Annotated in this window: 23 protein-coding genes; 10 read left to right on the forward strand and 13 right to left on the reverse strand. The window is 69.4% G+C overall.

Translation table 11 applies throughout. The annotated features are described in order from the left end of the window. Positions 1-29 precede the first annotated feature (29 nt). From dqs_RS12335 to dqs_RS12360, 6 genes are all read left to right on the forward strand, one after another. Positions 30-1136: a glycosyltransferase gene (locus dqs_RS12335; RefSeq protein WP_065340658.1), complete on the forward strand. Its 1107-nt coding sequence runs from the start codon at positions 30-32 to the stop codon at positions 1134-1136. Continuing rightward, positions 1120-2667 carry a glycosyltransferase family 39 protein gene (locus tag dqs_RS12340; protein WP_065340659.1) on the forward strand — a complete coding sequence of 516 codons (1548 nt, stop codon included), beginning with the start codon at positions 1120-1122 and terminating at the stop codon, positions 2665-2667. The genes dqs_RS12335 and dqs_RS12340 overlap by 17 nt, the downstream gene beginning before the upstream one ends. Before the next feature lie 229 nt (positions 2668-2896). Further along, complete coding sequence (locus dqs_RS12345) at positions 2897-3805, forward strand: DUF6662 family protein (RefSeq protein WP_011766113.1); 909 nt, start codon at positions 2897-2899, stop codon at positions 3803-3805. Positions 3806-3816: 11 nt separating this feature from the next. Continuing rightward, a complete protein-coding gene (locus dqs_RS12350; RefSeq protein ID WP_011766114.1) occupies positions 3817-4371 on the forward strand; it encodes an FMN-binding protein in 555 nt (184 codons plus the stop codon). 43 nt (positions 4372-4414) lie between these two features. Then, on the forward strand, positions 4415-5242 hold the full coding sequence (locus dqs_RS12355) for an FAD:protein FMN transferase (protein WP_169823515.1): 828 nt from the start codon (positions 4415-4417) through the stop codon (positions 5240-5242). 1 nt (position 5243) lies between these two features. Further along, positions 5244-5717, forward strand: coding sequence for a hypothetical protein (locus dqs_RS12360; protein ID WP_065340661.1), 474 nt, complete (start codon positions 5244-5246; stop codon positions 5715-5717). A gap of 13 nt (positions 5718-5730) precedes the next feature. On the opposite strand, the gene dqs_RS12365 is transcribed toward dqs_RS12360, so the two are convergent. Then, positions 5731-7350: a rhodanese homology domain-containing protein gene (locus dqs_RS12365; RefSeq protein WP_065340662.1), complete on the reverse strand. Its 1620-nt coding sequence runs from the start codon at positions 7348-7350 to the stop codon at positions 5731-5733. A 200-nt stretch (positions 7351-7550) separates the two neighbouring features. On the opposite strand from dqs_RS12365, the gene dqs_RS12370 reads away from it, so the two are divergent. Together dqs_RS12370 and dqs_RS12375 are read left to right on the forward strand one after the other, a co-directional pair. Further along, positions 7551-7994, forward strand: coding sequence for a tripartite tricarboxylate transporter TctB family protein (locus dqs_RS12370; protein WP_065340663.1), 444 nt, complete (start codon positions 7551-7553; stop codon positions 7992-7994). Positions 7995-8001: 7 nt separating this feature from the next. Continuing rightward, positions 8002-9489: a tripartite tricarboxylate transporter permease gene (locus dqs_RS12375; protein ID WP_065340664.1), complete on the forward strand. Its 1488-nt coding sequence runs from the start codon at positions 8002-8004 to the stop codon at positions 9487-9489. A gap of 18 nt (positions 9490-9507) precedes the next feature. On the opposite strand, the gene dqs_RS12380 is transcribed toward dqs_RS12375, so the two are convergent. From dqs_RS12380 to dqs_RS12430, 11 genes are all read right to left on the reverse strand, one after another. Next, a complete protein-coding gene (locus dqs_RS12380) occupies positions 9508-10080 on the reverse strand; it encodes a cysteine dioxygenase family protein (RefSeq protein WP_065340665.1) in 573 nt (190 codons plus the stop codon). After that, positions 10077-11033 (reverse strand): ketopantoate reductase family protein, encoded by a 957-nt coding sequence (locus dqs_RS12385; protein WP_065340666.1) that lies wholly within the window; start codon positions 11031-11033, stop codon positions 10077-10079. Before dqs_RS12385 ends, dqs_RS12380 begins: the two co-directional genes overlap by 4 nt. Continuing rightward, on the reverse strand, positions 11023-11793 hold the full coding sequence (locus dqs_RS12390; RefSeq protein WP_065340667.1) for a class II aldolase/adducin family protein: 771 nt from the start codon (positions 11791-11793) through the stop codon (positions 11023-11025). Before dqs_RS12390 ends, dqs_RS12385 begins: the two co-directional genes overlap by 11 nt. A 459-nt stretch (positions 11794-12252) precedes the next feature. Continuing rightward, positions 12253-13242 (reverse strand): Bug family tripartite tricarboxylate transporter substrate binding protein, encoded by a 990-nt coding sequence (locus dqs_RS12395; RefSeq protein ID WP_065340668.1) that lies wholly within the window; start codon positions 13240-13242, stop codon positions 12253-12255. A 98-nt stretch (positions 13243-13340) separates the two neighbouring features. Continuing rightward, entirely contained in the window at positions 13341-14603 is a 1263-nt protein-coding gene (locus dqs_RS12400) for an LLM class flavin-dependent oxidoreductase (protein WP_065340669.1), read from the reverse strand. A gap of 327 nt (positions 14604-14930) precedes the next feature. After that, positions 14931-15917, reverse strand: coding sequence for a Bug family tripartite tricarboxylate transporter substrate binding protein (locus dqs_RS12405; protein ID WP_065340670.1), 987 nt, complete (start codon positions 15915-15917; stop codon positions 14931-14933). Between the two features lie 27 nt (positions 15918-15944). Continuing rightward, the gene (locus dqs_RS12410) at positions 15945-16682 is read right to left on the reverse strand and encodes an enoyl-CoA hydratase/isomerase family protein (RefSeq protein ID WP_065340671.1); all 738 of its coding nucleotides are present in this window, start codon (positions 16680-16682) and stop codon (positions 15945-15947) included. Next, a complete protein-coding gene (locus tag dqs_RS12415) occupies positions 16679-17674 on the reverse strand; it encodes a glycine/sarcosine/betaine reductase selenoprotein B family protein (protein ID WP_065340672.1) in 996 nt (331 codons plus the stop codon). The genes dqs_RS12410 and dqs_RS12415 overlap by 4 nt, the downstream gene beginning before the upstream one ends. Beyond that, on the reverse strand, positions 17674-19047 hold the full coding sequence (locus tag dqs_RS12420) for a phenylacetate--CoA ligase family protein (protein WP_065340673.1): 1374 nt from the start codon (positions 19045-19047) through the stop codon (positions 17674-17676). The genes dqs_RS12415 and dqs_RS12420 overlap by 1 nt, the downstream gene beginning before the upstream one ends. A 77-nt stretch (positions 19048-19124) precedes the next feature. Continuing rightward, on the reverse strand, positions 19125-20627 hold the full coding sequence (locus dqs_RS12425) for a tripartite tricarboxylate transporter permease (protein ID WP_065340674.1): 1503 nt from the start codon (positions 20625-20627) through the stop codon (positions 19125-19127). Positions 20628-20640: 13 nt separating this feature from the next. Further along, positions 20641-21099, reverse strand: coding sequence for a tripartite tricarboxylate transporter TctB family protein (locus tag dqs_RS12430; protein WP_065340675.1), 459 nt, complete (start codon positions 21097-21099; stop codon positions 20641-20643). Between the two features lie 336 nt (positions 21100-21435). On the opposite strand from dqs_RS12430, the gene dqs_RS12435 reads away from it, so the two are divergent. Then, complete coding sequence (locus tag dqs_RS12435) at positions 21436-23826, forward strand: molybdopterin-dependent oxidoreductase (protein ID WP_084018482.1); 2391 nt, start codon at positions 21436-21438, stop codon at positions 23824-23826. Continuing rightward, entirely contained in the window at positions 23823-24413 is a 591-nt protein-coding gene (locus dqs_RS12440) for a hypothetical protein (protein ID WP_179947988.1), read from the forward strand. The genes dqs_RS12435 and dqs_RS12440 overlap by 4 nt, the downstream gene beginning before the upstream one ends. A 24-nt stretch (positions 24414-24437) precedes the next feature. Here dqs_RS12440 and dqs_RS20530 read toward each other — a convergent pair whose 3' ends face one another. After that, on the reverse strand, positions 24438-25484 hold the full coding sequence (locus dqs_RS20530) for an ATP-binding cassette domain-containing protein (protein WP_179947989.1): 1047 nt from the start codon (positions 25482-25484) through the stop codon (positions 24438-24440). Positions 25485-25489 lie beyond the last annotated feature (5 nt).

Consider the following 25489-nt stretch of genomic DNA (forward strand, 5'->3'; position numbering starts at 1 on the left):
CAATATGACGGTTCAGGCGGGGAGTCCGGATGAAGGTCGTCGTCATCGTTCCAACCTATAACGAGCGCTCCAACATCGGGCCGCTGGTCGAGGCGCTCGACCGGCAGTTCGCCACGCTGGCGCACGACATGCACATCCTCGTCGTCGACGACAACTCGCCGGACGGCACCGCGGCGGAGGTCCGCGCGCTGCAGACGCGTTTTCCCCGGTTGCATCTGATCGAAGGCCGCAAGGCCGGCCTGGGTGCCGCCTACGTCCGCGGCATGAACCACGCCATGGACGCGCTGGGAGCGGACGTGGTGTTCGAGATGGACGCCGACTTCTCGCACCGCCCCGAGGACCTGCCGCGGTTGATGGCAGAGATCGACCGCGGTGCGGATTTCGTCATCGGCAGCCGCTATGTGAAAGGCGGCAGCATCCCCGCCAACTGGGGGCTGATGCGAAGGCTCAATTCGCTCGGCGGCAACATCGTCGCCCGCTATGTCGCGGGAATCTACCGGGTGCGGGACTGTACGGCCGGCTTTCGCGCGATCCGCTGCGCGGTGCTGCGCGGCATCGACTTCTCCCGCCTGCGCGTGCAGGGCTACGCTTTCCAGGTCGCGCTGCTGCACGCCGCCGTCACCAACGGCGCGCGCGTGGTGGAGATTCCGGTGGATTTCATCGACCGCACGCGCGGTGAATCCAAGCTCGGCTTCGCCGACATCATGGAGTTCGTCTGGAACGCGTGGTGGATACGGCTGCAGAGTTCGCGCGTGTTCATCAAGTTCGCGCTGGTCGGCCTTTCCGGGGTTGCGGTAAACCTGGGCGCCTTCGCCGCCTTCCTCGCGCTGGGCATGAACAAGTTCGTCGCCTCGCCGCTGGCGATCGAGGTGTCGATCGTCTCCAACTTCCTGCTCAACAATTACTGGACCTTCCGCTGGCGCAAGACCCGCGACCACGTGCGGGTGAAGGGCCTGAAGTTCAACGTGGTGTCGCTGGTGGCGCTGGGCGTGAGCTTTTCCACCTTCGCCGCGGTGTCCTCGCTCTACCCCGCGCTGCCGCCATGGGTGCCGCAGCTGGCCGGCATTCCCCCCGCGATGCTGGTGAACTACTTCCTCAACTCGTACTGGACCTTCCGCCATGCAGATGCCAGCTGATCCGCGCGCCGGTGCGCTGCGCGCGCTGCTGCTGCTCGGCGCCGTAATGCTTGTCGGGCTGGCTGCCCGCCTCTACCACATCGGCTGGCTGCCGCTGTGGGTGGACGAAGGCTTCAGCGACTGGGCCGCGCGCCAGAGCCTGTGGTACCTGTGGAACATCTTCCCGACCTTCGAATTCAACCCGCCGTTCTACTACGTGGCGCTGAAAGGCTGGCGGGCCCTGGCGGGCGACAGCGAGGGTGCGCTGCGGGCCTTGTCCGCACTGTTCGGCGTCGCAACGCTGCCGCTGCTCTACCTCGGCGGCCGTGCGCTCGGCGGCGCCCACGCGCGCAACGTCGGGCTCTTTGCCGCGCTGCTGTTCGCGCTGGCGCCGCTGCAGGTCCGCTACGGGCAGGAGGCGCGCACCTACGCGATGCTGGTGTTCGGGGTGACGCTGGCGCTGGCTGCGGCGCTGTGGCTGACCACCCGTCCCGTCGCGGTCCACAGCGCGCCCGCACGCCCGCCGGTCACCATTCTGGCAACGCTCGCGCTCGGGCTGGCGTGGATCATGTGGGCGCACAACATGGGCGCGCTGGCGGTCATCGCCATCGCGGTGCCGCTGCTGTACTGGTGGATCGCCGAGATGCGCCGCTCGGCGCGCGTGCTGGGCGCCCTGGTGCTGACGGGCTTAGCCGCGCTGGTGCTGATCCTGCCCAACCTGCTGCCGCTCCTCGGTCATGCCGGGCGGGTGCAGGCGGGCTTCTGGATCACCCGGCCGGACTGGGCGCGGATTGCCGAAACGCTGCGCAACCTCTATGGCGCCCCCACGCCGGAAGGCACGGTGATCCTGGGCGTGCTGGTCACACTGGCGGGGATCGGACTGGGCACCCTGTGGCGGCAGGGGCGCCGCGCCGCCGCGCTGCTGCTGGTGTCGGTGGCGACGCTGCCGGTGCTGCTGGAAACCGTGATCAGCTACCTCGCGATGCCGGTCTTCCTCGAACGCACGCTGCTCTATGTGGCGGTGCCGCTTTACCTCGCCGCCGCGCTCGGGCTGGCCCAGCTCGCGCAGCCGCTGCGCCCGGCGCTGGCGTCCACGCTGGTGCTGCTGCTCGCGCTCGCCTGCGGGTCGCACTTCGCCGAATTCCGCAAGGAACCATGGAACGAGATCACGCGCTATGTCGGGCAGGAACTCGCGCCGGGCCAGCCGGCCTTCTATCTCAATACCTCGGTGGCGTGGGGGCTGCAGTACTACGCCCCCCGCCAGCAGGCGCGCTTTCGCAGCGTCGGCGTGCCGGAAGACTGGCCGGAACCGGCGCAGTCCCAACCCGCCGCCGACGCCCGCCCCAATCTCGACCGCCGCCGTATCAACGTCGACGACCTCGCCCGGGTACGTGACATCGCGGCCCATCACGACAAGCTCGCACTGATCCTGCGCAACGCCTACCTCACCGATCCGGACAACCTGGTGGAACAGGCGCTGACCGAAACCCACCCCCGGGTCGAACGGCGCAGCTTCGACGGCATTGCGGTGCTGATTTTCCAGCGTCGATAACGATGCGCGCGTCGTGGGGCAAGCGCCGCCCCACGACCTTCCAGCCACGCGCCACGACGACGGCGCGAGACCCTGCGCGCTGACTCCGCCCGCCCCAGCCCCAGCCCCTTCGTACCTCGGCCCCTGCAGCGTGGCTGAAAAACCACGTTATTAATATTACTTCTCATTTGCGTTATTATTCGCATCGCGATTTGAGAGGAAATCGTCCAAAACAACCAAGGAGTCGCTCATGACCGCCCGCACTTCCGCTTCTGCTGCAAAGCTCTTGCTTCCCGCCGTCCTCGCGGGCGCCTTCGGCCTTGCCCAAGCCGACGAGAATCTCTTCGGCTACGTCAAAGGTGCCGAAACCCTGCCTCAGGGTTCCTGGGAGCTTTATGAAATCCTCACGCAGCGTAGCGACAAGGGCACTGGCACCTATCGCGCGCTCGATTCCAAGACCGAGCTGGAGTACGGCCTCACCCACCGCCTCACCGGCTCCGCCGCGTTCAAGATGATGTCGGTGGACACCAAGGGACTGCTGATCAACGGCTATCTCCCCGAGGACCGCAAGACCGGGCTGCGGGCTTCCGGCGTGGAACTGGCGCTGAAGTACAACTTCCTCAGCGCTGCCAAGGACGACCTGGGGCTGTCGTCCACCTTCGAATTCAACTACGACTGGCTCGACCCCCACTCCGGCCAGGACAAGACCAAGTTCGAGTTCGAACTCGGTCTGCAACTGCAGAAGTACTTCGCCGAAGGCCAGGTGAGCTGGGTGGGCAACGCGGCGCTGGAAACCACCTACGCCAAGCGCGGCAAGATCAGCAACCTGCCGGCCGACTTCGAATGGTCCACCGATCCGGAAATGGAGATCGGGCTCAAGTTCGGCACCGGCATCTCCTACCGGTTCGCGCCCAAGTGGTCGATCGCCCTCGAAGCGCTCTATGAAGCGGAGAACGAAACCGAGGTGGGGCTGGAGCGCTGGTCGATCTTCGCCGGACCTACGCTGCACTACGGTGACAAGCAGTGGTGGTTCACCGCCACCTGGATGCCGCAGATTCGCGGCGGTGGCGAACGCTACGACGGACAACGCGACACCGACCTGCACCTGATCGAAAAGACCAAGCAGGAAATCCGCTTCAAAGTGGGCTACAACTTCTGAGGCCGGCGACCATGCACGATCCCGCATCCTATTGGGCCCACTACCTCGTGCCGGTAGCGGTCGCCGTGGCGGCGCCCCTTGCCCAGGCCAACGACTTCCTCACCATCCCGCAGGCGCAACAGGCCCTGTTCCCCGCCGCCAGGACATTTGCAGAACGGCCGCTGGCCTTGTCCGACGACCAGCGCAGCGCCATCGCCAACGCCGCCGGCGTGCGCCAGCGCTGGGATGTGCAGAAGATCTGGCGCGCCGAAAAGGACGGCCAGCTCCTGGGCTGGTTCGTCGTCGACGACGTCGTAGGCAAGCACGAGTTCATCACCTACGCGGCGGCGCTATCGCCCGACGGCCGCGTGCTCGGCATCGAAGTGCTGAGCTACCGCGAAACCCACGGCGGACAAATCCGCGAGGCGGAGTGGCGCAAGCACTTCGTCGGCAAGAAGCTGGGCGACACCTTCAAGCTCGACGAGGACGTGCCCAACATCAGCGGCGCCACGCTGTCCTGCCGCAACGTGCTCGATGGCGTGAAGCGGCTGCTGGTGATCCAGAAGCTGTATCTGCCCAATGCCTGAAGTCCTGGCCAGCGACTTGGCCCTACGGCAGGGGGTGCGCCGCATGCGCCCCCTGCTGGGAACCTACGTCGAGATCGGCACAACCGCCGGTGGCCGCGTCGCCGAGGCCGCGCTCCTGCGCGCTTTTTCCTGCTTCGACCTGGCGCAGCGGCTGTGGAGCTTTCACGACCCGGCCAGCGAACTCAGCCGCCTCAACCGCGCCGCGTGCAATGGCGGCGGCGCCGAACCCGTCCATTCCCTGACCGCGCGCCTGCTCGGGCTGGCGCGGGCCATGGGCCGCGCCAGCGACGGCCTGTTCAACTGCACGGTCGGCGGCCGGCTGGTGGCGCTGGGCGCGCTGCCCGAACACGGTGGGACGTGCCTGGAACAGGGGCATGCGGACGATCTCGTTCTCGGCCGCGCCCGCGGCACCGCGTTCTGTCGTCTGGCCCGTCCGCTCAAGATCACGCTGGACGGCATCGCCAAGGGCTTCACGGTTGACCTGGCGGTGGCCGCGCTGCGCCGCGCGGGACTTCCGGGCGGCTGGGTCAACGCAGGGGGCGACCTGCGCTGTTTCGGCGATGCAGCGCTTCCGGTTCACCGCCGCGAGATGGACGGCAGCCTTCGCCTGCTGGGCCAGTTGCGCAACGCCGCGATTGCCAGTTCGCGCGCGAGTGACACGGCCGACCCCGCGTTTCCCGCACGGCTGATCGCCCAGCCGGAGACGGCGCTTGCGGCCGGGGTGCACTCCGTACTCGCACGCTACGCCTGGCGCGCCGACGCGCTCACCAAGGTCGCAAGCCAGTTGCCCGCGGCAAACCGCGCAGAACGCATCCATGCCCTCGGCGGCCATGTCCTCGGCCCCTGCCCTTCAACACCCCCGGAGAACTAGCGTGAAAGGCTATCCCTCGTGGTTCCTGCCCGTGCTGATCGTCATCGTCCTCGCCGTCGCCGCAAGCGGCCTGTTGCTGGTGCCGACCACGCTGCAGCTGCGTGCCGAGATCGATCCGGGCTGGCGTCTCGCGGCCGCAACGCGGATCGGCGTCGGCGCCTCTCACACGGCGGCGGCCTTCCTGATTTCATCCGTTGCGGGCGCACTCGCACCGATCCATGTCCGCGCCGGCTGGCGTCGCCGGCGCCACCTCGCCAGCGGCGCCCTGCTGCTGGCACTGCTGGCGCTGCTGGCCACCAGTGCGGTGGGTGTCTTCTACCTCGCCGACGAACAGGCGGCCAATCTGTGCGCCTACGCGCACATCGGACTCAGCGCCGCCTTCCTGCTCCTGATTACCTGGCACGGACTGACCGGCTGGGCGACGCGCCGCCACGCGTCCTGTACGGTGCCGGCGCCGACAACGGCGGACGGGTAATCGAGCGCGGCGTTCAGATCACGCGGAAATGGTGCGTACCGTCGCGGGCGAGTTGGGCGACAAGCCCGAACTCCCAGTCCAGGTAAGCCTGCATGGCCTCGCGCGGGTTGTCGGTACCCTCGTAAGGTCGCCGGTAACGGTCGATCGGCGGCGAGGCCAGCCGGGTCTCGCCCTGCTCTTCCGCCAGCCCGGCGGCAAACCACGCCGCATTGCCGCCGTCGAGCAACCACACCTCGCCATCGACCAGCGCCTGCGCCTCGGCGACCACGTACTGCGCGAGCAGGCTGGTGCCGCAGGTCAGCACGTAGCGCGATGCCTTCGGCACCTGCTTGATCGCCTCCGCCAGCTGCGAGCGCAGCGCCCACCACGCGCCCGGAATATGGCGCTTGCGGTAATTGGCGTGGGTGGTGAAATCGAGGATGACCACGTCCTCACCGGCAGCGAGGCTGCGCGACAGGGTTTCCGGCAGGATGCGGCGCGCAGCCGGCGCCGGCGGCAACGGGGCGCGCCAGCCGCCGCGCTCGCGGAATTCGGCGGCATCGGCGCCATCGACCACGTAGACCTCCCAGCCCATCTGCGCCAGCCACGACGCGCTCATGTTGGCGCGCACGCCGTCGCTGTCCGCCAGCACGATGCGGGCGCCGCGCACCGGCGCCACCATCTCGGTTTCCTGCACCAGTTGGCCGCCGGGCACCGAACGGAAGCCGGGCAGATGGCCAGCCTCGTATTCCTCTGGCGTGCGCACGTCGAAGAAGTAGCTGGTGCGCCCTTCCTGGCGCGCCCAACCGTCGATGCCGGCAAGCGTGGTACGGCGCACGCCGGCGCGGTCGGCTACCGCACGCGCACTTTCCGCGGCGCGCGCGCGGGTCGCTTCCGACACCTCGCCGAAACGGCGGTCGGCGCCGTGCTCCAGCTTCTGCCCGGCCAGCGTCCAGCCGATGGTGCCGTTGCGCAGCGCCGCCACCGCGTTGGGAATGCCGGCATTCACCAGTGACTGGGTGCCGATGATGCTGCGGGTGCGGCCGGCGCAATTGACGATCACCCGCGTTTCCGGCCGCGGCGCCAGTTCAGCGATCCGCAGCACCAGTTCGGCGCCGGGCACGCTGGTCGAGCCGGGGATGTTCATGGTCTGGTATTCGTCGAAGCGACGGGCATCGACGATCACCGCGTCGGCCCCGCTGTCGATCAGCGCCTGCACCTCCTCGGCCGCCAGCGACGGCGTGTGGCGCTCGGCTTCGACCAGCTCGCCGAAGGACTTGCTCGGCACGTTCACATCGCGGAACAACTCGCCGCCCGCCGCCGCCCAGCCCCTCACGCCGCCCTCGAACACACTGACCTCGCTGTAGCCCAGCGCGATCAGCCGGCGCGCGGCGAGTTCCGCCAGGCCTTCGCCATCATCCAGCGTCACGATGGGAACATCGCGCCGCGGCAACTTGGCGTAGGCGTCGAGTTCGATACGGGCGAGCGGCAGATTGGCCGCGAACAGCGGATGCGCCTGCGCATGCGGGTCTTCCTCGCGCACGTCGAGCAGCGCGATCTCGCGGCGTTCGAGCAGCGCCGCGCGGACCGCGGCATAGGGGGTTCGGGCAATGGCGGCGACGGCGGGATCGGGTGCAGAATCGGGCGGGTTCATGTGCAGCGTCACGGAGCAGGCGGAACGGAAGCGGCATGATAGGTGGCGTTGCGGCCCCGTCATATGCGAATTTCTGCTATCCAAGTGGCAATGACACGCGATAAGAAGGGCCGTTTTCCGGCGCAGTCGCTGACCAGGCCGTCATCGCCCCGCCACATTCGCATACCCCCGGGCGCTCGCCCCCCAACCGGAGAAAAGCGATGCGCATCGACTGGCAGGACGGCGCCGCCGGCCTGGTGTTCGCCGCCCTCGGCGGCGTCGCGCTGTGGCTGGGCGGTGACTACGCCGCGGGTACCACGATGCGTATGGGTGCGGGCTATTTCCCGCGCGTGCTCGGCACCCTGCTGCTGGTGCTCGGTCTTGCATTGCTGGTGCGGGCGCCACTGCGCGCACCGCGCCCCCTGCCTCCGGTGGCGTGGCGCGCGCTGCTCGCACTGGGCGCGGCCGGCATGCTGTTCGCGCTGCTACTGGCACAGGCCGGGCTGGCGCTTGCGGCCGTGGTGATGGTGGTGGCCGCCCGCTGCGCACGGCCGGCACTGCCCGCTCACGAAACCCTGTCGCTCGCGCTCGTGCTCGCCGCGCTGGCGGTACTGGTGTTCCCGCTCGCACTGGGCCTGCCGCTGCCGCGCTGGCCCGCGTTCTGAACGCCACATGGAACTGCTCGCGCATCTCAAGCTGGGGCTAGCCGTCGCGCTGAGTGTGGACAACGCGCTGTACTGCCTGCTCGGCACCCTGGTCGGCACCTTCATCGGCGTGCTTCCTGGCCTCGGGCCACTCGCCACGATCGCGCTGCTGCTGCCGCTGACCTACGGCCTCGACCCCACCGCCGCCCTGATCATGCTGGCCGGCATTTACTACGGCGCGCAGTACGGCGGCTCCACCACAGCCATCCTGCTCAACATGCCGGGCGAGGTCAGCGCGGTGGCGACCGCGCTGGACGGACACCGGATGGCGCAGGACGGGCGGGCGCGCCAGGCGCTCCTGGTGGCGGCGCTCGCCTCCTTCTTCGCGGGCACGGTGGCGACGCTGCTGATCGCGGCGCTGGCGGGGCCGGTGAGCGCGCTCGCCCTGCGTTTCGGTCCCGCGGACTACTGCGCGCTGATGGCGCTCGGGCTGGTCGCCGCCGTCGCCACCGCGCAGGGCAGCACGCTGAAGGCGGTCGCCATGATCGTGCTCGGCCTGCTGCTCGGCCTCGTCGGCACCGACGTCAATACCGGCGTGCGGCGATTCACGTTCGATATCCCGGAGTTGTACGACGGCATCGACGTTGCCGCGGTGGCGATGGGTCTGTTCGGCATTGCCGAGATCCTGCGCAATCTGGAAGGTGGAGAAGCGCCTGCCGCCACTGCACAGGCCGGGCGCGGGCGCTGGTGGCCCGACCGCACGGACCGCCGACGCGCCGGCGCTGCCACGCTGCGCGGCACCGGGCTGGGCGCGCTGCTGGGCGTGCTGCCGGGCAGCGGCCCGGTGCTCGCCGCATTTGCCGCCTATGTGGTGGAAAAGAAGCTCGCGGCGGATCCCCGCCGGCTGGGCTCAGGGGCAATCGAAGGCGTGGCCGCGCCGGAGGCGGCGAACAACGCGGCGGCCCAGACCGCCTTCATCCCGATGCTGGCGCTGGGCCTGCCCTCCAACGCCATGATGGCGCTGATGATCGCCGCGCTGACGTTGCACGACATCCAGCCCGGCCCGCAGGTGATGAGCAGCAATCCTCCGCTGTTCTGGGGCCTGATCGCCAGCATGTGGATAGGCAATGCCTTCCTGCTGGTGCTCAACCTGCCGCTGCTCGGGCTGTGGGTGCGGCTGCTCGCCATCCCGTACCGCCTGCTCTACCCCGCCATCCTGCTGCTGAGCTGCGTCGGCATGTATGCCATCTCCAGTTCGGCGGTGCCGGTGCTGCTGATGATGGGGTTCGGCGTGTTCGGCTACCTCGCCGGCAAGCTGGGTTGCGAACCCGCGCCGCTGGTCCTCGGCTTCGTGCTTGGCCCGCCACTGGAGGAGAACCTGCGCCGCGCGCTCACGCTGTCGCGCGGCGACCCGGCGGTGTTCATGACGGAGCCGATCAGCTTTGCCCTGCTCGTCACCGCCACCGCGCTGCTGGCCACGAGCCTGCTGCCGGCGCTGCGCCGGCGGTCAGGCTGAGTCCGGGCGCGCACGCCGTCAGGCCCACAGATTGGGCACCACCTCGCTCGCGTAGCCGGACACGAAGGCCTTGGGCGTGCCGCTGTCGGGGTCGAACACGTGGCGCGAGATGCGGCCGATGTTGCCGCCATAGACGTGGATGCTGATCGAGACCTGATCGGCCAGCGCGTTCTCTACGATATGCACGTCACCGATGGTGGGCGACACCGCGGTCACCCCGCCCGGTTCGAGCACGCCGGCGTGGGTTTCGGCGTAGCCGCCGTCCGCCCGCTGGGCGAAGCTGCGCTCGCGCTCCTGGCCGCGCAATACGCCGACGATGCCCCACACCGTGTGGTCGTGCAGCGGCGTCTTCTGCCCCGGCCCCCAGACGAAGGACACCACCGAGAAGCGCTCGCGCGGGTCGGCATAGAGCAGGTATTGCTGGTAGTACTGCGGATGCGGCTGGGCGAAGGCGGTCGGCAGCCAGTCATCGGTGGCGACCAGCTTGCCGACGAGTTCGCGGCCCTGGTCCAGGATGCGCGGCTCATCGGCACCGCTTTCAAGCAGTTCGGTAAGCGCGACGACGAATTCGCGCAGCGGGGTGAGGCTCATGACGGACTCCTGTCGAAGATGGATAGGGGCAATGCGGAAACGGAAAGACAGCCGAGCAGGGTGCGCAGCACCGGCACGGCAATGCCGTGCCGCTCGGCGAGCGCAATCGGAGCCGCCAGCAGCGCGTCCAGCTCCAGCCGGCGGCCGGCGAGGCGGTCTTGCAACATGGAGGTGCGGACGGCGCCTACCTCGGCCGCGCGCGCCACCCGCGCCGCTGGCGAGGCGAGTTCGGCACACCCCTCGGCGAGCGCGATACGCTGGATTTCCGCCATGCCGGCCAGCAGCACCGCGCGCGTTTCGCGCCGGGTGGCGAGTTCGCCGGTGGTGGCGCCGGTGATCGCCGACAGCGGGTTGAGGGTGGCGTTGCCCATCAGCTTGGCCCACACCTCGCTGCGGATGTCTGCGCTGGCCTCCGCGGGGATGCCGGCGGCCTGCCATCCGGTGACCAGCGCGCGGAGCACGGCATCTCCCTCACCACCCTCGGGCACGCCGCAGATGTAGCGGTCGCGCGCGGTGCGGCGCACCCGGATGCGACCGGGCGCGGTGCGCTCCACCGCGTGATGGACCACCACCGCGACCGTCCGCCCAAGCGGCGGCGCCTCGGCGGTGGCGGAACCGTCACGCTGCCACCACCACGGGATGCCGTTCTGGAGGAACACATAGCGCGTCCCGGCGTCGCCGAGCGCGGAGAGCGCGGGCAACAGTGCCGGCAGGTCATGGGATTTCACCGCGACGATCACCTGGGCGTAGGGGCCGGCGAGTGCATCGACGGCGGCATAGCGCACGGCCGGGGCGCACCAGTGCTCGTCGCCGTCTGCCTGCACGTCGACAAGCCCGGTCGGGCCGCGGCCCGCGACCGTCACTTCATGGCCAGCGAGGCTCAGCCGTCCGCCCACGTAGAGTCCCAGGCTGCCGCCGCCGATGACAGCGATACGCAGGGGCTCAGTCGGCATAGCCGGGCAGCTCCCTGTCGAGACGGCGGCGCAGCGCCGCCCATTCGCGCTTGCCCGAGGGGAAGAAGCTCGCCTGGCCGCCGTAGATTTCCTGCGCCTGCGCATGGGTGCGGGCGATCACCTCGTCCGGCAACTGGCGCAGCGGCACGCCGGCCGACTGCGCCGCGAGCTGGAAGCGGCAGGCGCGCTCCAGCCGCCAGATGCGGGCGAAGGCCTCGCCCATGTTGCGACCGAGCGTCATGGTGCCGTGGTTGCGCAGGATGACGGTGTGGCGGTCGCCGATGTTGGCGAGCAGGTCGGCGCGCTCGCGCTCGTCCAGCACCACGCCCTGGAAGTCGTGGTAGGCGATCTGGCCGTGCACCATCAGCGCCATCTGGGTGAGCGGCAGCAGGCCTTCCTCCTGCGTCGCCACCGCTACGCCGTCGCGGCTGTGCAGGTGGATGACCGCGGCGGCGTCCTCGACTGCGGCGTGGATGGCACCGTGGATGACGATGCCGGCGGGGTTCACGTCGCCCTCCCCGCCCACCACCTTGCCGTCGAGATCGACCTCGAGAATGCTGGAGGCGGTGACTTCCTCATAGAGCAGGCCGAGCGGGTTGATGAAATAGCGGTCGTGGCGGCCGGGCACGCGATAGGTGACGTGAGTGGCGAGCAGATCGGTCCAGCCGAAAAGGTGGATGAGGCGGCAGGCGGCGGCGAGGTCCACGCGGGCGGTGTGGATGGCTGCTTCGGTGGTGGGGAGTTCGAGGGGGGCGTTCATGGTTGGACTCCGGAGTGAAGAGTTTTTGCTCCTCCCCCTTCAAGGGGGGCGGAGATGGGGTTTCGGCGAGCACTGCTCGCCGCCAGCGTAGCGGCGAGGCGAAGCCGAGACCCTTGGCTGGGAGGGGGATGGGTTGAGGCCGGCGCCGCGCGTAACCCCATCCCCACCCCAACCCTCCCCTTGAAGGGGAGGGGGAAAGACGCGCTCTGCCCACCGCTGAAGTACCAATGAGCGCAACAGTGTTCCTCCCTTCAGAGGGCGAGACCGGGGTTGGGGCAAGCATGTTTGTCGCCTGCCGAACGACGGAGCGAAGCGAAGGCTCCCGGGCTGACCCGTCCTGCTCCCTCCCCTTCAAGGGGGCGAGGGCTGGGTTGTGGCAAGCACTGCTTGCCACAACCGAATGACGGTGCCTCCTGGCACCGGCTACCGGGTTGGGGTGGGGACGGGGTTAACGCCCCCTTACTCGATCTTCGCCCCCGACTCCGCCACCACCTTGCCCCACTTGACGCTGTCCTCGCGGATCAGGCGGCTGAAGGCGTCCGGCGTGGTGCTTTCCACGTCCAGCCCCTGCTCGGCGAGCTTGGTGCGGGTCTCCGGCTTGGCGGCGATCTGGGCGAGTTCCTTGTGCAGGCGTTCGATCACCGGCTTGGGTGTCGCCGCCGGCACCACGATGCCGAACCACGACGACGCCTCGAAGCCTTTCAGCCCGGCCTCGGCGGCGGTGGGTACGTCGGGCAGCGTGGGCGAACGCTTGGCGCTGGTGATCGCCAGCCCCTTCACCTTGCCGCCCTTTACCTGCGGGGCCAGGACCGTGAGCGTGTCGAAAGCGGCATTGACCTCGCCGCCGAGCAGCGCGGTGATGGCCGGCGCGCTGCCCTTGTAGGGCACGTGCAGCAGCTCGGTGCCGGTCAGGCTCTTGTAGAACTCGCCGGACAGGTGGCACAGCGTGCCGTTACCGCACGACGAATAACTGACCTTGCCGGGGTTGGCCTTGGCGTAGGCGGTGAACTCCTGCAGCGTGTTGGCGGGCACGGTGCTGTTCACCGCCACCACGTAGGGCACCGAGGCCACCACCGACACCGGAGCGAAGTCCTTGAACGCGTCATAGCGCAGGTCCTTGGCGAGGTGCGGCAGGATGGTCAGCTGACCGGCCGGCGCCAGCGACAGGGTGTAGCCGTCGGGCGCGGCCTTGGCGGCGGCTTCGGCGGCGATCGCAGTGCCGGCACCCGGCTTGTTCTCCACCACGACCGGCTGGCCGAGTGCGGTCGAGAGCTGCTCGGCATAGAAACGGCCGACGATGTCGGACGCGCCACCCGGCGGGAAGGCGACGATGAGCTTGAGCGGCTTGCTCGGCCAGGTGTCGGCCTGGGCCGCGAAGGGCATCAGGGCAACGGCGCCGAGCGCCAGGGTGCGCAGCAGGGCGCGGCGGGTGGATTTGCGTATGGTCATGGATGACTCCGGAAAGCGCTTCGGTAAGCGGTTGGAACGTGGCTGGGAAAGGGTTTGAAATCGGTGGGTCATGGCATAGGGCCAGGCCGCCCGCCGGGTCAGAAAGCGGCGAAGGCCTCCGCCGGCAGCGCTTCGGCCAGCCGCGCACGCACCCGCGGCAACAGCTCGCGGCCGTAGGCCACCGCGTCCGCCAGCGGATCGAAGCCGCGTACCAGGAAGTGGCTGACGCCAAGGCGGTGGTAGGCCAGCAACGCATCAGCCACCTGCTCGGGCGTGCCGACCAGCGCGGTGGAGTTGCCGCCGATGCCGGTGCTGGCAGCGGCGCCCGAGGCGGCGCCGGTAAGCGCGGTGATGCCGGTCCACAGGCAGCTGTCGAGCACCTCGCCGCGCTCGGCGAAGGCGAGGAGGCGGCGGGAGCCTTCGTTCTGAGGGGAAGCGGCGCTGGTCGCCGTACTGGTGGTGCCACGGGTCGCCAAGGGCTGATCGGCCCGGCCGCCCGGCACCGTTCGGGCTGAGCTTGTCGAAGCCTGCTCGGCAGCACGGCCCTTCGGCGAGCTCAAGGCAAACGGACTGGCCGCGGCCAGTTCCAGACGCTGGCGCACCCCGCCGAGGATGCGTTCGGCACGCGCCCAGGCTTCGTCCTCGGTGGCGCCAAGGATAGGCCGCAGCGACAGCGAGAAGCGCACCGCATCGCCGCGCCCGTGATGCGCCGCCACCGCGCGCACCGCGGCGATCTGCTCGGCGATGCCGGCCAGCGGCTCGCCCCACATCATGAACACGTCAGCATGCTTGCCGGCCACCTCCAGCGCCGCCGCCGACGAGCCGCCGAAGAAGATCGGGATGTGCGGCTGCTGCAGCGGCCGCGCCTGGCTGACATAGCCCTTGACGCGGTAATAGCGGCCGTCGAAGTCGAAGGGCTCGCCGCGGGTCCACGCCAGCTTCATCAGCTGCAGGTATTCGTCGGTGCGGGCGTAACGCTCGTCATGGCCAAGGAAGTCGCCGTCGCGCTGCTGCTCGGCGTCGTTGCCGCCGCTGACGATGTTGATCGCCGCGCGGCCGTCGCTGAAGTGGTCGAGCGAGGCGAACTGGCGCGCCGCCACGGTCGGCGCGATCACGCCCGGCCGATGCGCGACCAGCAGGCCGAGCCGGCTGGTCTGCGCCGCAGCGTAGGCGGCCACCTGCAGGCCGTCGGGGGCGCCGCTGTGGTAGGCGATCAAGGCACGGTCGAAGCCGGCGTGCTCCTGCGCGCGAGCGCAGGCGCCGAGAAAGGCCTTGTCGACCAGCGGGCCGCGGGCGGGGAGGATTTCGCTGGCTTCCTGGTGGGCGAGGAAGCCGAGGAATTCGATGGGGTGATTGGGCATCGGGTGCTCCGTAGGGAGGCGACGGGTTTGGTCTTTTGTTCCTCCCCCTTCATGGGGGGCGTAGCAGGGGTTTCGGCGAGCACTGCTCGCCGCCGGCGGAGCGGCGAGGCGAAGCCGAGACTCCCGGCCAGGAGGGGGATGGGGTTGGGTTCAGCGCAGCGACTAACCCCATCCCCACCCCAACCCGGTAGCCGATGCCAGGAGGCATCGTCGTTCGGCCGGCGGCGAGCGATGCTCGCCGAAACCCCGGCCTCACCCCCTTGAAGGGGAGGGAGCGACTTGGCGCGAACTGCAACTCCAGTTCAATCACCGAAGCCCGCTTTACCCTCACTCAAACTTCGTCCCCGACTCCCGCACCACCTTCCCGTACTTCTCGTAATCGGTCCGCACCTGCTCGGCGAACTTCGCCGGCGTGCTCGGCCACGGGTCCAGCCCCTGCGCGGCGAGCTTCTCCTTCACCGTCGGCGATGCCGCGGCCTTGGCGATTTCGGTGTTGAGGCGGGTGACGATCTCGGCCGGGGTGCCGGCGGCGACGTTGAGGCCGAACCAGGAAGTGACTTCGAAGCCGGGGTAGCCGGATTCCGCCACGGTGGGGACGTCCGGCAGCAGCGGCGAGCGCTCGCGCGAGGCGATGGCGAGGCCGCGCAGCTTGCCGCCCTTGATCTGCGGCGCGAGGATGGTGAGCGTATCGACCGCCAGGTTCACCTCGCCGCCGAGCACCGCGGTAACCGCCGGGGCGCTGCCCTTGAAGGGCACGTGCAGGATGTCGGTGCCGCTGGTCAGGCGGAAGTACTCGCCGGCCAGGTGGATGATCGTGCCGCTGCCGGACGACGAGTACGAATACTTGCCCGGCGCCGCCTTGGCCTGCGCCACCAGCTCCTTCAGGCTCTTGGCCGGCACTTCGTTGTTGGCGGCGATCACCACGCTGGTGTAGGCCAGCAGCGACACCGGCGCGAAGCTCTTGAAGGCGTCGAACTTCAGGTTCTTCGCCACGTGCGGCAGCACGGTGAGCTGGCCGGTGGGCACCAGGTTGAGGGTGTAGCCGTCGGCCGGTCCGTTGGCGACGTATTCCGCGGCGATCGCGGTGCCGGCGCCGGGCTTGTTCTCCACCACCACCGGCTGCTTGAGGGCTTCGGTGAGCGCGTCGGCGTAGATGCGGCCGACGGTGTCGGCGGCGCCGCCCGGCGGGTAAGGCACGATCAGCTTCAGCGGCTTGCTCGGCCAGGTGTCGGCGTGGGCGCCGAACGGCGCGACCAGGGCGGCGGCGGTCAGCAACGGCGCGGCCAGGCGTTGGGCGATGCGGGACAGTTTCATGATGTCGTCTCGTTCCGGTTGGGCGGATCAGCGGCCGGTGAAGGTCGGCGTGCGTTTCTGGGTGAAGGCGGCGATGCCTTCGTGGAAGTCTTCCGAGGCGTTGATCGCCTCGATGTTGGCGCGGGCGATGGCGGCGACTTCGGTCGGCCCCTTGGCGATCACCTCGCCGACGAAGCGCTTGAGCAGTGAGGTCACCAGCGGCGCGTTAGCGGCGATCCGGGTGGCGAGTTCGCGGGCGGCGTCGAGCTGCTGGCCGACCGGCACCACGCGGTTCACCAGGCCGGCTTCATAGGCGCGCTGGGCGGAAATCGAGCCGCCCACCAGCAGCAGCTCCATCGCCACCTTGTGCGGGATGCGCGCGGCGAGCGAGCTGATCAGCCCACCGGAGAAGCCGACTTTGGCTTCCGGATACGAGAACACCGTGTTGTCGGCGGCAATGGCGAGGTCGGCGAACTGCACCAGCACCAGCCCGCCACCCACCACCAACCCGGCGGTGACGGCGATGATGGGCTTGTCGATCTGGATGCCGACGCCGGGAATCGCCTTCCACAGGTCGTGCGGGATGTCGCGCAAGTCGGCGCCGGCGGTGAAGGCGCGCTCGCCGGCGGCGGACAGGATGGCGACGCGGTCGTCGCTGTCCTTGAAGCGCTGCCACGCGGCGGCGAGTTCGCGCACCACGTCGTGGGTGATCACGTTGTACTTCTCGGCGCGGTCGATGCGGATTTCGGCGATGCCGTTGTTCGAGGTGTAGCTGACGGTGCTCATGCGGCGTGTCCTTGTTGTTGTCGGTCGGGGGCCTGCTCGGGATCGCTGCCCAGCGTCGCCACCCGCAGCTCGCGGGCGGTGAGGCGGGCGGCTTCGGCCTCGGCGCGACGGCGCGCGAGGTCTTCCGCCGAGAGGCGTTGGGGGTTGGAGTAATCGAGCTTCCAGGCGGGGTCGGCCGCCCAGCGCAGCGGCGACTGCAGCGTGCTGCGCGGCGCAGCGGCGCTCTCCAGCAGGCCGAGCGCGCGTTCCAGCGTCTCGTCCTGCGAGGCGATGTCGCCCGGCCGGCCGGCGGCATTGCCGAGCGGGAAATCGGAGAACAGCAGGCGCGGCACGCCGACGTGCTCGACGATGTCTTTCGCCGCGCCCATCACCACCGTAGCGACGCCCGCGGCTTCCAGTTCGCGCGCCACCAGGCTCACCGTCTGGTGGCAGATCGGGCAATTGGGCACCAGCACCACCGCATCCACGCCGTCTGCCAGGCAGCCGGCGACGATCTCGGGCGCATCCACTTCCAGCGTGTGGCGCTGGCTGCGGTTGGTGGGCGCGCCGAAGAAGCGTGGCGCGAGTTCGCCCACCCTGCCCGCTGCCACCGCACGGCGCAGCGCCGGCAGCGGAAACCAGCAGCCGCTGTCGCCGAGGTCGGCATGCTTGCGGTCGATGCCGACATGGGCGATGCGCAGGTCGTGGTCGATGGCGGTGTCGCCGTCATACACGCGGTAGAACTTGGCACCGGCGTTGTACGGCGCACCCGGCCCCTGCTCGCCCTTGTCCGGCTGGTAAGGCGCGGCAGTGGTGACGATGGCGACGCGGCTTCGCGCCAGCGGCTTTTTCAGCGGCGCGAACGGCACCGTGTCGTAGTGCGCCCACACGTAGGGCGTGTCGTAGCCGAGCGCGAGATACCAGGCGCGGGTGCGGGCGATGTAAGGCACCGGCGCGTCGTCCGCCAGCGCCTCGCCGAGGCGGGCGAGTTCGTCGGTTTCGAACGCGGACATCAGGCGCCCTTCCCCACGATCTCGATCAGCTTGGTCTTGGCCCCGGTACGCGGCAGGCTGCCGAAGGGCAGCACTTCGACCTGCGGCCGAAAGGTGAGCAGTTCGCGGATGCGCTGTTCGATGGCGGCGCCGATGGCGGACCATTCGGATTCCGGCGTGCCCTCGCCCGCCTCCACCGCCAGCCGCAGCGGTGGCTCCACGCGCGGCGGCGGCGCGTCCAGGCGGATGCGCAGCTCGCCCGACACCTTGGGGCGGAACTGAGCGACGACGTTCTGAATGGCCGCCGGATACACCTTCACGCCCTTGATCGCCAGCATGTCATCGGCGCGGCCGACGATTTCCATGCGGGTGCCGAAGTGGCCGCAGCCGGGGCATTCGCCGACGTGGATCTTCAGGATGTCGCCGGTGGCGTTGCGGAAGGACGGCGACGCCTCGTACTCCAGCGCGGTGTGGATGGCCTCGCCCACCGCACCGTCCTTCAGCTCGAGCGGCGCCTTGGTTGCCGGGTCGATCAGGTCGTAGCGGAAGCAGTAGTCCTCGGCGACGTAGTGCATGCCGTGGGAGTGCTCGCTGTCGCAGGTGATGGTGCCGTTGTGCCAGGCGCCGCCGGTGGCGTCGAACACCTTGGCGCCATAGTGCTCCCTGACACGCTGGCGGAACAGCGGCTGGCTGGCGCCCGGTTCGCCAGAGCAGTAGATGACCTCGATGCCGAGCGCGCCGACCGGCTTGCCGATCTCCTTGGGCGCGCGCTCGATCAGCTGGTTCACCATCGACGGCGTGGCGAAGAGCACGCGCGGCCGGGTCAGCTCGATGTAGCGCAGGATCTTGGGCACGCCGCCCTCGGCGCCCACCGCCACCGGCCGCGCGCCATAGGCTTCCAGCGCCTGCACATAGGTGATGCCGGCCAGCCACAGCGACAGGCCAAAGGCGTGGAAGGTGGTGTCGCCCGGGCGGATGCCAGCGACGCGGAACATGCGGCCGAGCACCTCGTAGGTGATGTCCAGGTCCTTGCGGCTGAACACGTAGAAGGTGGGCGTGCCGGTGGTGCCCGAGGTGGCAGCGAGGTGGATCGCGTTTTCCGGCGCGGTGGTCAGGTGCAGGCCCAGCGGATGGCCGTAGCGTTCCAGCGAGGCGTCCTGCGACTCGCGGTGGCGGGTCTTGTCCATGAAGGCCGGCAGGCGGCGGAAGTCCTCGAAGCTGCGGATGTCGTCCGGCGACTGGATGCCGGCTTCGAGGAAGCGCTGGCGGAAATAGTCCTCGTTGCTCCACACGTAGCGGATCTGGCGCTGCAGCTTTTCCCAGCGGCGGGCGTTGAGGATGGCGAGGTATTCGCCGGGGTCGCGGGTGGGGACGTCGAAACTGTGGATGCTCATTGCGCAGTACTCGGATGCGATGGAACGGAGGAGCGGCGGCGGGCGCCGCTCCGGACGGCTGGGTTGGGGCGCCGGGCTCAGTCGCCGGCGAAGGCGACTTCGCGGGTGGACCGGATGCCGGGCAGCGCCATCACCAGGATCAGCGCCACTGCCAGCAGCAACAGGGTCAGGCTCAGCGGGCGGGTGACGAACACGCTGGGGTCGCCGCGCGATAGCAGCATGGCGCGGCGCAGGTTCTCTTCCATCATCGGGCCGAGCACGAAGCCGAGCAGCAGCGGCGCCGGCTCGCAGCGCAGCTTGATGAAGAGGTAGCCGAGCAGGCCGAAGGCCACCGCCAGCACCACGTCGAAGAGGCTGTTGTTCACGCTGTACACGCCGATGCAGCAGAACAGCAGGATGGCCGGGTACAGCATCCGGTACGGCACCGACAGCAGCCGCACCCACACGCCGATCAGCGGCAGGTTGAGCAGCAGCAGCATGCCGTTGCCCACCCACATGCTGACGATCACGCCCCAGAACAGCTCCGGGCGCTCGCCCATCACCTGCGGGCCGGGCACGATGCCGTGGATCATCATCGCGCCTATCATCAGCGCCATCACCGCGTTGGACGGCAGGCCCATCACCAGCAGCGGGATGAAGGAGGTTTGCGCGCCGGCGTTGTTGGCGGATTCCGGGCCGGCCACGCCTTCGATGGCGCCCTTGCCGAAGCGCGAGCGGTCCTTCGCCAGGCGCTTCTCGATCATGTAGGAGGCAAACGAGCTGAGCATCGCACCGCCGCCGGGCAGCACGCCCAGCACCGTGCCGAGCGCGGAACCGCGCAGCACCGGTTTCCACGCCGCGCGGTAGTCCTCGCGCGTCGGCAGCACCGAGCCCACCTTCCTGATCGCGACGTCGCGGCCCTGGTCGCGCTCGAGGTTGGCGATGATCTCGCCGATGCCGAAGATCCCCATCGAGATGACGACGAAGCTGATGCCGTCGGCGAGTTCGGGCATGTCGAAGGTGAAGCGCTGCTCGCCGGAATTCACATCCACGCCGATCAGCCCGAGCAGCAGGCCGAGCAGCGTCATCGCCACCGCCTTGAAGATGTCGCCCTGCGCCAGCACCACCGCGGCGATGAGGCCGAGCACCATCAGCGAGAAATATTCCGCGGGGCCGAACTTGAGCGCGAAGTCGGCCAGCGGCACCGCCGCCGCGGCCACCACCACGGTGGCGACGGTGCCGGCGAAGAAGGACCCGATGGCGGCAATGCCGAGTGCGGCGCCGGCACGGCCGTTCCTGGCCATCGCGTGGCCGTCGAGGCAAGTCACCAGCGAGGACGATTCGCCCGGCAGGTTCACCAGTATGGCGGCGGTCGAACCACCGTACTGCGCGCCGTAGTAGATGCCGGACAGCATGATCAGTGCCGACGCCGGCTGCAGCCCGTAGGTGACCGGCAGCAGCATCGCAATGGTCGCAACCGGACCGATGCCGGGCAGTACGCCGACCAGGGTGCCGAGGGTGACCCCGATGAAGCAATAGAGCAGATTGGACCAGGTCAGCGCCGCTTCGACGCCGACGGCCAGGTGGGACAGCAATTCCATGTTGGCGACGCGCTCAGGCCGGCAGCACCGGCAGGGGCAGGCCCAGGCCGTAGGAGAACACCGCCACGCCGAACACCGCGAGCACCGCGGACAGCCCGAGCAGTTCGCGCACCCTCACCTCGCGCTGCGCGAGGCCGCTGAGCACGGTGAGTACCACGGTGGCGAGCAGCAGCCCCTGGTGCGGCGCCAGCAGCGCGAAGGCGATCACGCCGCCGCCGACGAAGGCCGCCGCGCGCCAGGCGATGCCGCCCCCGATCGCCTGCTCCTCGGCATCGAAGGCGAGGCTGCGCAGCAGCACCACGATACCGAGCAGTCCCAGCACGACGCTCAGCAGCAGGGGGAAATAACCCGCCCCCATGCGCATCGCGCTACCCAGCGGATACGCCGCGGAGAGATAGCCGCCGACGCTGCCGAAAGCAATGAACAACAGACCGGCGAGCGAATCGCGGCGACTCAGGATTCTTATTTGCATTTCACGCCCCGCTCATTACCAAAATTGAGATGGGACGAAAGCTAACACCCCGCAAATCCTTGCCAAATATGGATTTCGTTGATGCAATCCAGCTTATTCGAATTCACTTTTGTGAATATCGTTTCAATTTTTTCGCATAGCCCAAATCCCAGAAATCGCGCATTCCGGCCATTGCGGATATCACTGAAGCGCTCGATGAAATGTGCATTTGCTTTTCTGAATTGCAGCTAGGGCCGCGCGCCGCAGTCCGGTAGGCTGGCGCAGCAGGCACCAGGGCTGCTGGTCCCTGCCACGCACGTTCCCGCGGGCAGACAGTCCGCAGACCTGACTCCGCTCATGCCCACCGAAACACCCTCCCTGCTGCCCGCCGCCCCCGCGGCGCCGCGCCTGACGCTGGCCCATTGGGGCCTCTATCTCGCCCACGGCCAGGGCGAAAATCTCCGGCTCGAGCCGCACCCGCAGGACCCCGACCCTTCGCGCATCGGCGAACGCATGCTCGAAGCGAACCGTTCCCCGCTGCGCGTGCTGCGCCCCGCGGCACGCGCAACCTGGCTCGCCCGCATGCGCGGCACGGCGCATGGAGACGATCGCGCCGCGCGTGGCAAAGACGCCTTCGTGGAACTCCACTGGGACGAAGCGCTCGACCTCGCCGCGCGCGAACTGCGGCGGGTGCGTCGCGACCACGGCAACCGCGCCATCTTCGGCGGCTCCTATGGCTGGGCCAGCGCCGGGCGCTTCCACCATGCGCAAAGCCAGGTGCACCGCTTCCTCAACAGCATCGGCGGCTACGTGCGCCACCAGGACAGCTACAGCCTGGGCGCCGGCCGCACGCTCATGCCGCACATCGTGATGAGCATGGACGCGCTGATGGCGCAGCATCACGACTGGTCGGTGCTGACCGCCCACACCCGGCTGTTCGTCGCCTTCGGCGGCGTGCCGGCCAAGAATGCGCAGGTCGCCGCGGGTGGCGCCCAGGCCCACCGCGTGCGTCCGGGACTGGCGGCGCTTGCCGCTGCGGGCTGCCGCTTCGTCAATTTCAGCCCGGTGGCCCACAACCTGGACGCGCCTGCCGGGGCGGTGGAGTGGATACCGATCCGCCCCAATACCGACACCGCGGTCATGCTGGCGCTGGCCCATACCCTGATCGCGACAGGCCGCCACGATGCCGCCTTCCTCGCCAGTCACTGCGTCGGTTTCGAGCGCTGGCGCGACCATCTGCTCGGCAAGGACGACGGGGTGGTCAAGGACGCCGACTGGGCGTCCGCCCTCTCCGGGGTGCCCGCCGCACGCCTGCGCAGCCTGGCGGCGGAGATGGCGACGACGCGCTGCGTGGTCAACTGCGCGTGGGCACTGCAGCGCGCGGAATCCGGCGAGCAGCCGTTCTGGGCCACGGTGGCGCTGGCCGCCGTACTCGGCCAGATCGGTCTGCCGGGGGGCGGTTTCGCGCTCGGCTACGGACCGCTCAACCTGATGGGCAGCGCCCACGCGCGTGTATCGGGCCCCACGCTGCCGCAAGGCCGCAATCCGGTGGCCGACTTCATCCCGGTGGCGCGCATCGCCGACATGCTGGAGCGCCCGGGCGAGCCCTTCGACTACAACGGCAGGCGCCTCGCCTACCCCGACATCCGGCTGGTGTATTGGGCGGGTGGCAATCCTTTCCACCATCACCAGGACCTGAACCGCCTCGTGCGGGCGTGGCGGCGTCCGGAGACCATCATCGTTCATGAACAGGTATGGAACGCCACTGCACGCATGGCCGACCTGGTGTTCCCCGCCACCACCGCGCTGGAGCGCGACGACATCGGCTTCGCCACCCGGGAGCGCTACGTGGTGGCGATGAGCAAGCTGGCAGAGCCGCCCGGCGAGGCGCGCGACGACTACGCCATTTTCACCGCGCTGGCGCACAGGCTGGGCAGCGAGGCGGTATTCACCGAGGGGCGCGACGCACATCAATGGCAGGTGCATCTCTATGAGGAAGCAGCCGGCGCCGCCGCGGCGCGGGGCGTGCAGTGGCCGGATTACGCCACCTTCCGCGCTCACGGAACGGTGGATCTCGACGCCCTGGAACCCCAGGCGCCGGTGGTGATGCTGGCGGACTTCCGCGCCGACCCGGTCGCGCATCCGCTCCCCACGCCCAGCGGCCGCATCGAACTGCATTCGGCCACCATCGCCGCCTTTGGCTACGACGACTGCCCCGGCCATCCGGTGTGGCGCGCACCGCAGGAATGGCTGGGAGCGGCGGCCACCGCGCGCTACCCGCTGCACCTGATCTCGGATCAGCCGGTGACCCGTCTGCACGGCCAGCTGGACGACGGCCCCACGAGTCGCGCCGGGAAGGTCGGCGGCCGCGAACCCGCCCATCTCAACCCGGCGGACGCAGCCGCGCGCGGCATTGCGGAGGGCGACGTGGTGCGCATCTTCAATGACCGCGGCGCCTGCTTTGCCGCCGCCCGCCTGGACACGGCGGTGATGCCGGGCGTGCTGCGGCTGCCGACCGGCGCCTGGTACGACCCCCTGCGGCGGGGCGAAGCCGACCCGGCCAATCCCGACAAGCACGGCAATCCGAACGTGCTGACGCGCGACATCGGCTCGTCGCGGCTGGGCCAGGGGTGTAGCGCGCATACCTGCCTGGTCGAGGTGGCGCGTTACGATGGCGAGCCGCCGCCGGTCACCGCCTTCGACCTGCCGCGCTTCCAGCCCGATCAACCCCCACACCGGTCCGCATGAGCATGCCCTCCTCCACGCCCGCCGCCGGCCGCGGCCTCATCGTCGACGCCAACTACCGCTTCATCGCCGCCTACCAGGAGGTGAACGCGCGCATCGCGCAGCGCCAGCAGGCGCTCGGCCTCTACGTATCGCTCACGATCGGCCTGCTGGCGGTGCTGGTGGCACTGCGGCCGGAAGCCGGGCGGCCCTCGCTGCCGGTGGAATGGCTGGCGCTCGGCTTTCCGGTCACGTCCGCGACGCTGGTCTTCCTCAACTACAAGGCCGAACGCGCGCTCACCAACCTGCGCCGCTTCCTGTCGCAGCTCGAACGCCTCAATGACGCCCACCTGGCGCTCCCCAGCTACAACACCGACCCGCGCTGGACGCAGAGCGCGAACCAGGCGCGCCGCTATCACGACTACGCCTCGGCGACCCTGGTGGCGACCGCGAACACGCTGGCGCTGGCCACGGTAGTTGGCGTGCATCCCGAGCGCGCAGCGGTCAACGGCCCGGTGGTATGGCTGATCGGCGTGGTGGCGGTGGCGGCAACGCTGGCGCTGGCACTGATGCCGCGGCTGAGCTACCGGCCGGAGCAGGCGGCGGACTGAGTCCGGCGCTTCGCCCGCCCCGGCTCAGCACGGCAGCATGACGTCGACGTAGTCGAACTTCGGCTTTTGCGCCGGGGTCGCGATCGCCACTTCGTTGGACTTGAACACCGCAACCACCTCGGCGCCCACCTCCAGCGCGTGTTCGCGCAGATTGCGCACGGTGAGGGTGGACACCACGGTGTCGGTCCGGCCATCCCGGCCCACGATCTCGACCTCCACCTCGGCCAGCACGCTGTCTACCCGGATCGCGCGCACCTTGCCGCGCACCTGGTTGCGCGCGTTCAGTGCCTGCACGGTGAGCAGACGATCCAGCACCCTCCCCTCCAGCGCAGCAAATGCGGCATCACCACGCGAACGGGGGCGCGGCAGATCGACGCGCTGGTCCAGCACCACGCGGCCGTCCTCGATGACCACGATGCGGTCCGCCAGTGCCACCGCCTCGCTCACGTCGTGGGTCACCAGCACGGCGGTGAAGCCGTGCTCGCGCCACAGCTGCTCGATCAGGCGGTGCATCTCGATCCGGGTCAGCGCGTCGAGCGCGCCCAACGGTTCGTCCAGCAACAGCAACCGCGGCCGGTGCACCAGCGCGCGCGCCAGCGCCACGCGCTGGCGCTGCCCCCCGGAGAGCCGCGTCGGCCACTCCTCGGCGCGATCCACGAGGCCCACCTGGGCAAGCGCCAGGCGCGCCTGTTCCCACACCACCCAGCGCTTGCCGGCGAGGCCGAGGGCAACGTTGTCCAGCACCTTCTTCCACGGCAGCAGCCGGGCGTCCTGGAACATGATGCGGATGTCGTCGTCCAGGCCCGCCAGCGGCTTGCCATCTACGGTGATGCCGCCGCCGTCGGCCTTGTCCAGCCCGGCGAGCAGGCGCAGCAGCGTGCTCTTGCCGCAGCCGCTCTTGCCGACGATGGCGACGAACTCGCCCGGCCGGATGTCGAGGTCCAGCTTGTGCAGCACGGTGCGCTGGCCGAAGCGGCGCTCCACCTGTGCCACCCGCACCGCCACGCCCTGCGCGGCGCGCCGGCCCTGTTCCGCCACGTGGGCGAATTCCCTGCTGTCGTTTGCGCTCATATCGA

Origin of the sequence: Azoarcus olearius (assembly GCF_001682385.1) — a bacterium.
Classification (GTDB): Bacteria; Pseudomonadota; Gammaproteobacteria; order Burkholderiales; family Rhodocyclaceae; genus Azoarcus; species Azoarcus olearius.

Excerpts from the sequence above, each read along its gene's own strand:
- dqs_RS12335 (WP_065340658.1), top strand. The coding sequence starts at position 30 with ATGAAGGTCGTCGTCATCGTTCCAACCTATAACGAGCGCTCCAACATC.
- dqs_RS12340 (WP_065340659.1), top strand. The coding sequence starts at position 1,120 with ATGCAGATGCCAGCTGATCCGCGCGCCGGTGCGCTGCGCGCGCTGCTG.
- dqs_RS12345 (WP_011766113.1), top strand. The coding sequence starts at position 2,897 with ATGACCGCCCGCACTTCCGCTTCTGCTGCAAAGCTCTTGCTTCCCGCC.
- dqs_RS12350 (WP_011766114.1), top strand. The coding sequence starts at position 3,817 with ATGCACGATCCCGCATCCTATTGGGCCCACTACCTCGTGCCGGTAGCG.
- dqs_RS12355 (WP_169823515.1), top strand. The coding sequence starts at position 4,415 with ATGCGCCCCCTGCTGGGAACCTACGTCGAGATCGGCACAACCGCCGGT.
- dqs_RS12365 (WP_065340662.1), bottom strand. The coding sequence starts at position 7,350 with ATGAACCCGCCCGATTCTGCACCCGATCCCGCCGTCGCCGCCATTGCC.
- dqs_RS12370 (WP_065340663.1), top strand. The coding sequence starts at position 7,551 with ATGCGCATCGACTGGCAGGACGGCGCCGCCGGCCTGGTGTTCGCCGCC.
- dqs_RS12375 (WP_065340664.1), top strand. The coding sequence starts at position 8,002 with ATGGAACTGCTCGCGCATCTCAAGCTGGGGCTAGCCGTCGCGCTGAGT.
- dqs_RS12380 (WP_065340665.1), bottom strand. The coding sequence starts at position 10,080 with ATGAGCCTCACCCCGCTGCGCGAATTCGTCGTCGCGCTTACCGAACTG.
- dqs_RS12385 (WP_065340666.1), bottom strand. The coding sequence starts at position 11,033 with ATGCCGACTGAGCCCCTGCGTATCGCTGTCATCGGCGGCGGCAGCCTG.
- dqs_RS12390 (WP_065340667.1), bottom strand. The coding sequence starts at position 11,793 with ATGAACGCCCCCCTCGAACTCCCCACCACCGAAGCAGCCATCCACACC.
- dqs_RS12395 (WP_065340668.1), bottom strand. The coding sequence starts at position 13,242 with ATGACCATACGCAAATCCACCCGCCGCGCCCTGCTGCGCACCCTGGCG.
- dqs_RS12400 (WP_065340669.1), bottom strand. The coding sequence starts at position 14,603 with ATGCCCAATCACCCCATCGAATTCCTCGGCTTCCTCGCCCACCAGGAA.
- dqs_RS12405 (WP_065340670.1), bottom strand. The coding sequence starts at position 15,917 with ATGAAACTGTCCCGCATCGCCCAACGCCTGGCCGCGCCGTTGCTGACC.
- dqs_RS12410 (WP_065340671.1), bottom strand. The coding sequence starts at position 16,682 with ATGAGCACCGTCAGCTACACCTCGAACAACGGCATCGCCGAAATCCGC.
- dqs_RS12415 (WP_065340672.1), bottom strand. The coding sequence starts at position 17,674 with ATGTCCGCGTTCGAAACCGACGAACTCGCCCGCCTCGGCGAGGCGCTG.
- dqs_RS12420 (WP_065340673.1), bottom strand. The coding sequence starts at position 19,047 with ATGAGCATCCACAGTTTCGACGTCCCCACCCGCGACCCCGGCGAATAC.
- dqs_RS12425 (WP_065340674.1), bottom strand. The coding sequence starts at position 20,627 with ATGGAATTGCTGTCCCACCTGGCCGTCGGCGTCGAAGCGGCGCTGACC.
- dqs_RS12430 (WP_065340675.1), bottom strand. The coding sequence starts at position 21,099 with ATGCAAATAAGAATCCTGAGTCGCCGCGATTCGCTCGCCGGTCTGTTG.
- dqs_RS12435 (WP_084018482.1), top strand. The coding sequence starts at position 21,436 with ATGCCCACCGAAACACCCTCCCTGCTGCCCGCCGCCCCCGCGGCGCCG.
- dqs_RS12440 (WP_179947988.1), top strand. The coding sequence starts at position 23,823 with ATGAGCATGCCCTCCTCCACGCCCGCCGCCGGCCGCGGCCTCATCGTC.
- dqs_RS20530 (WP_179947989.1), bottom strand. The coding sequence starts at position 25,484 with ATGAGCGCAAACGACAGCAGGGAATTCGCCCACGTGGCGGAACAGGGC.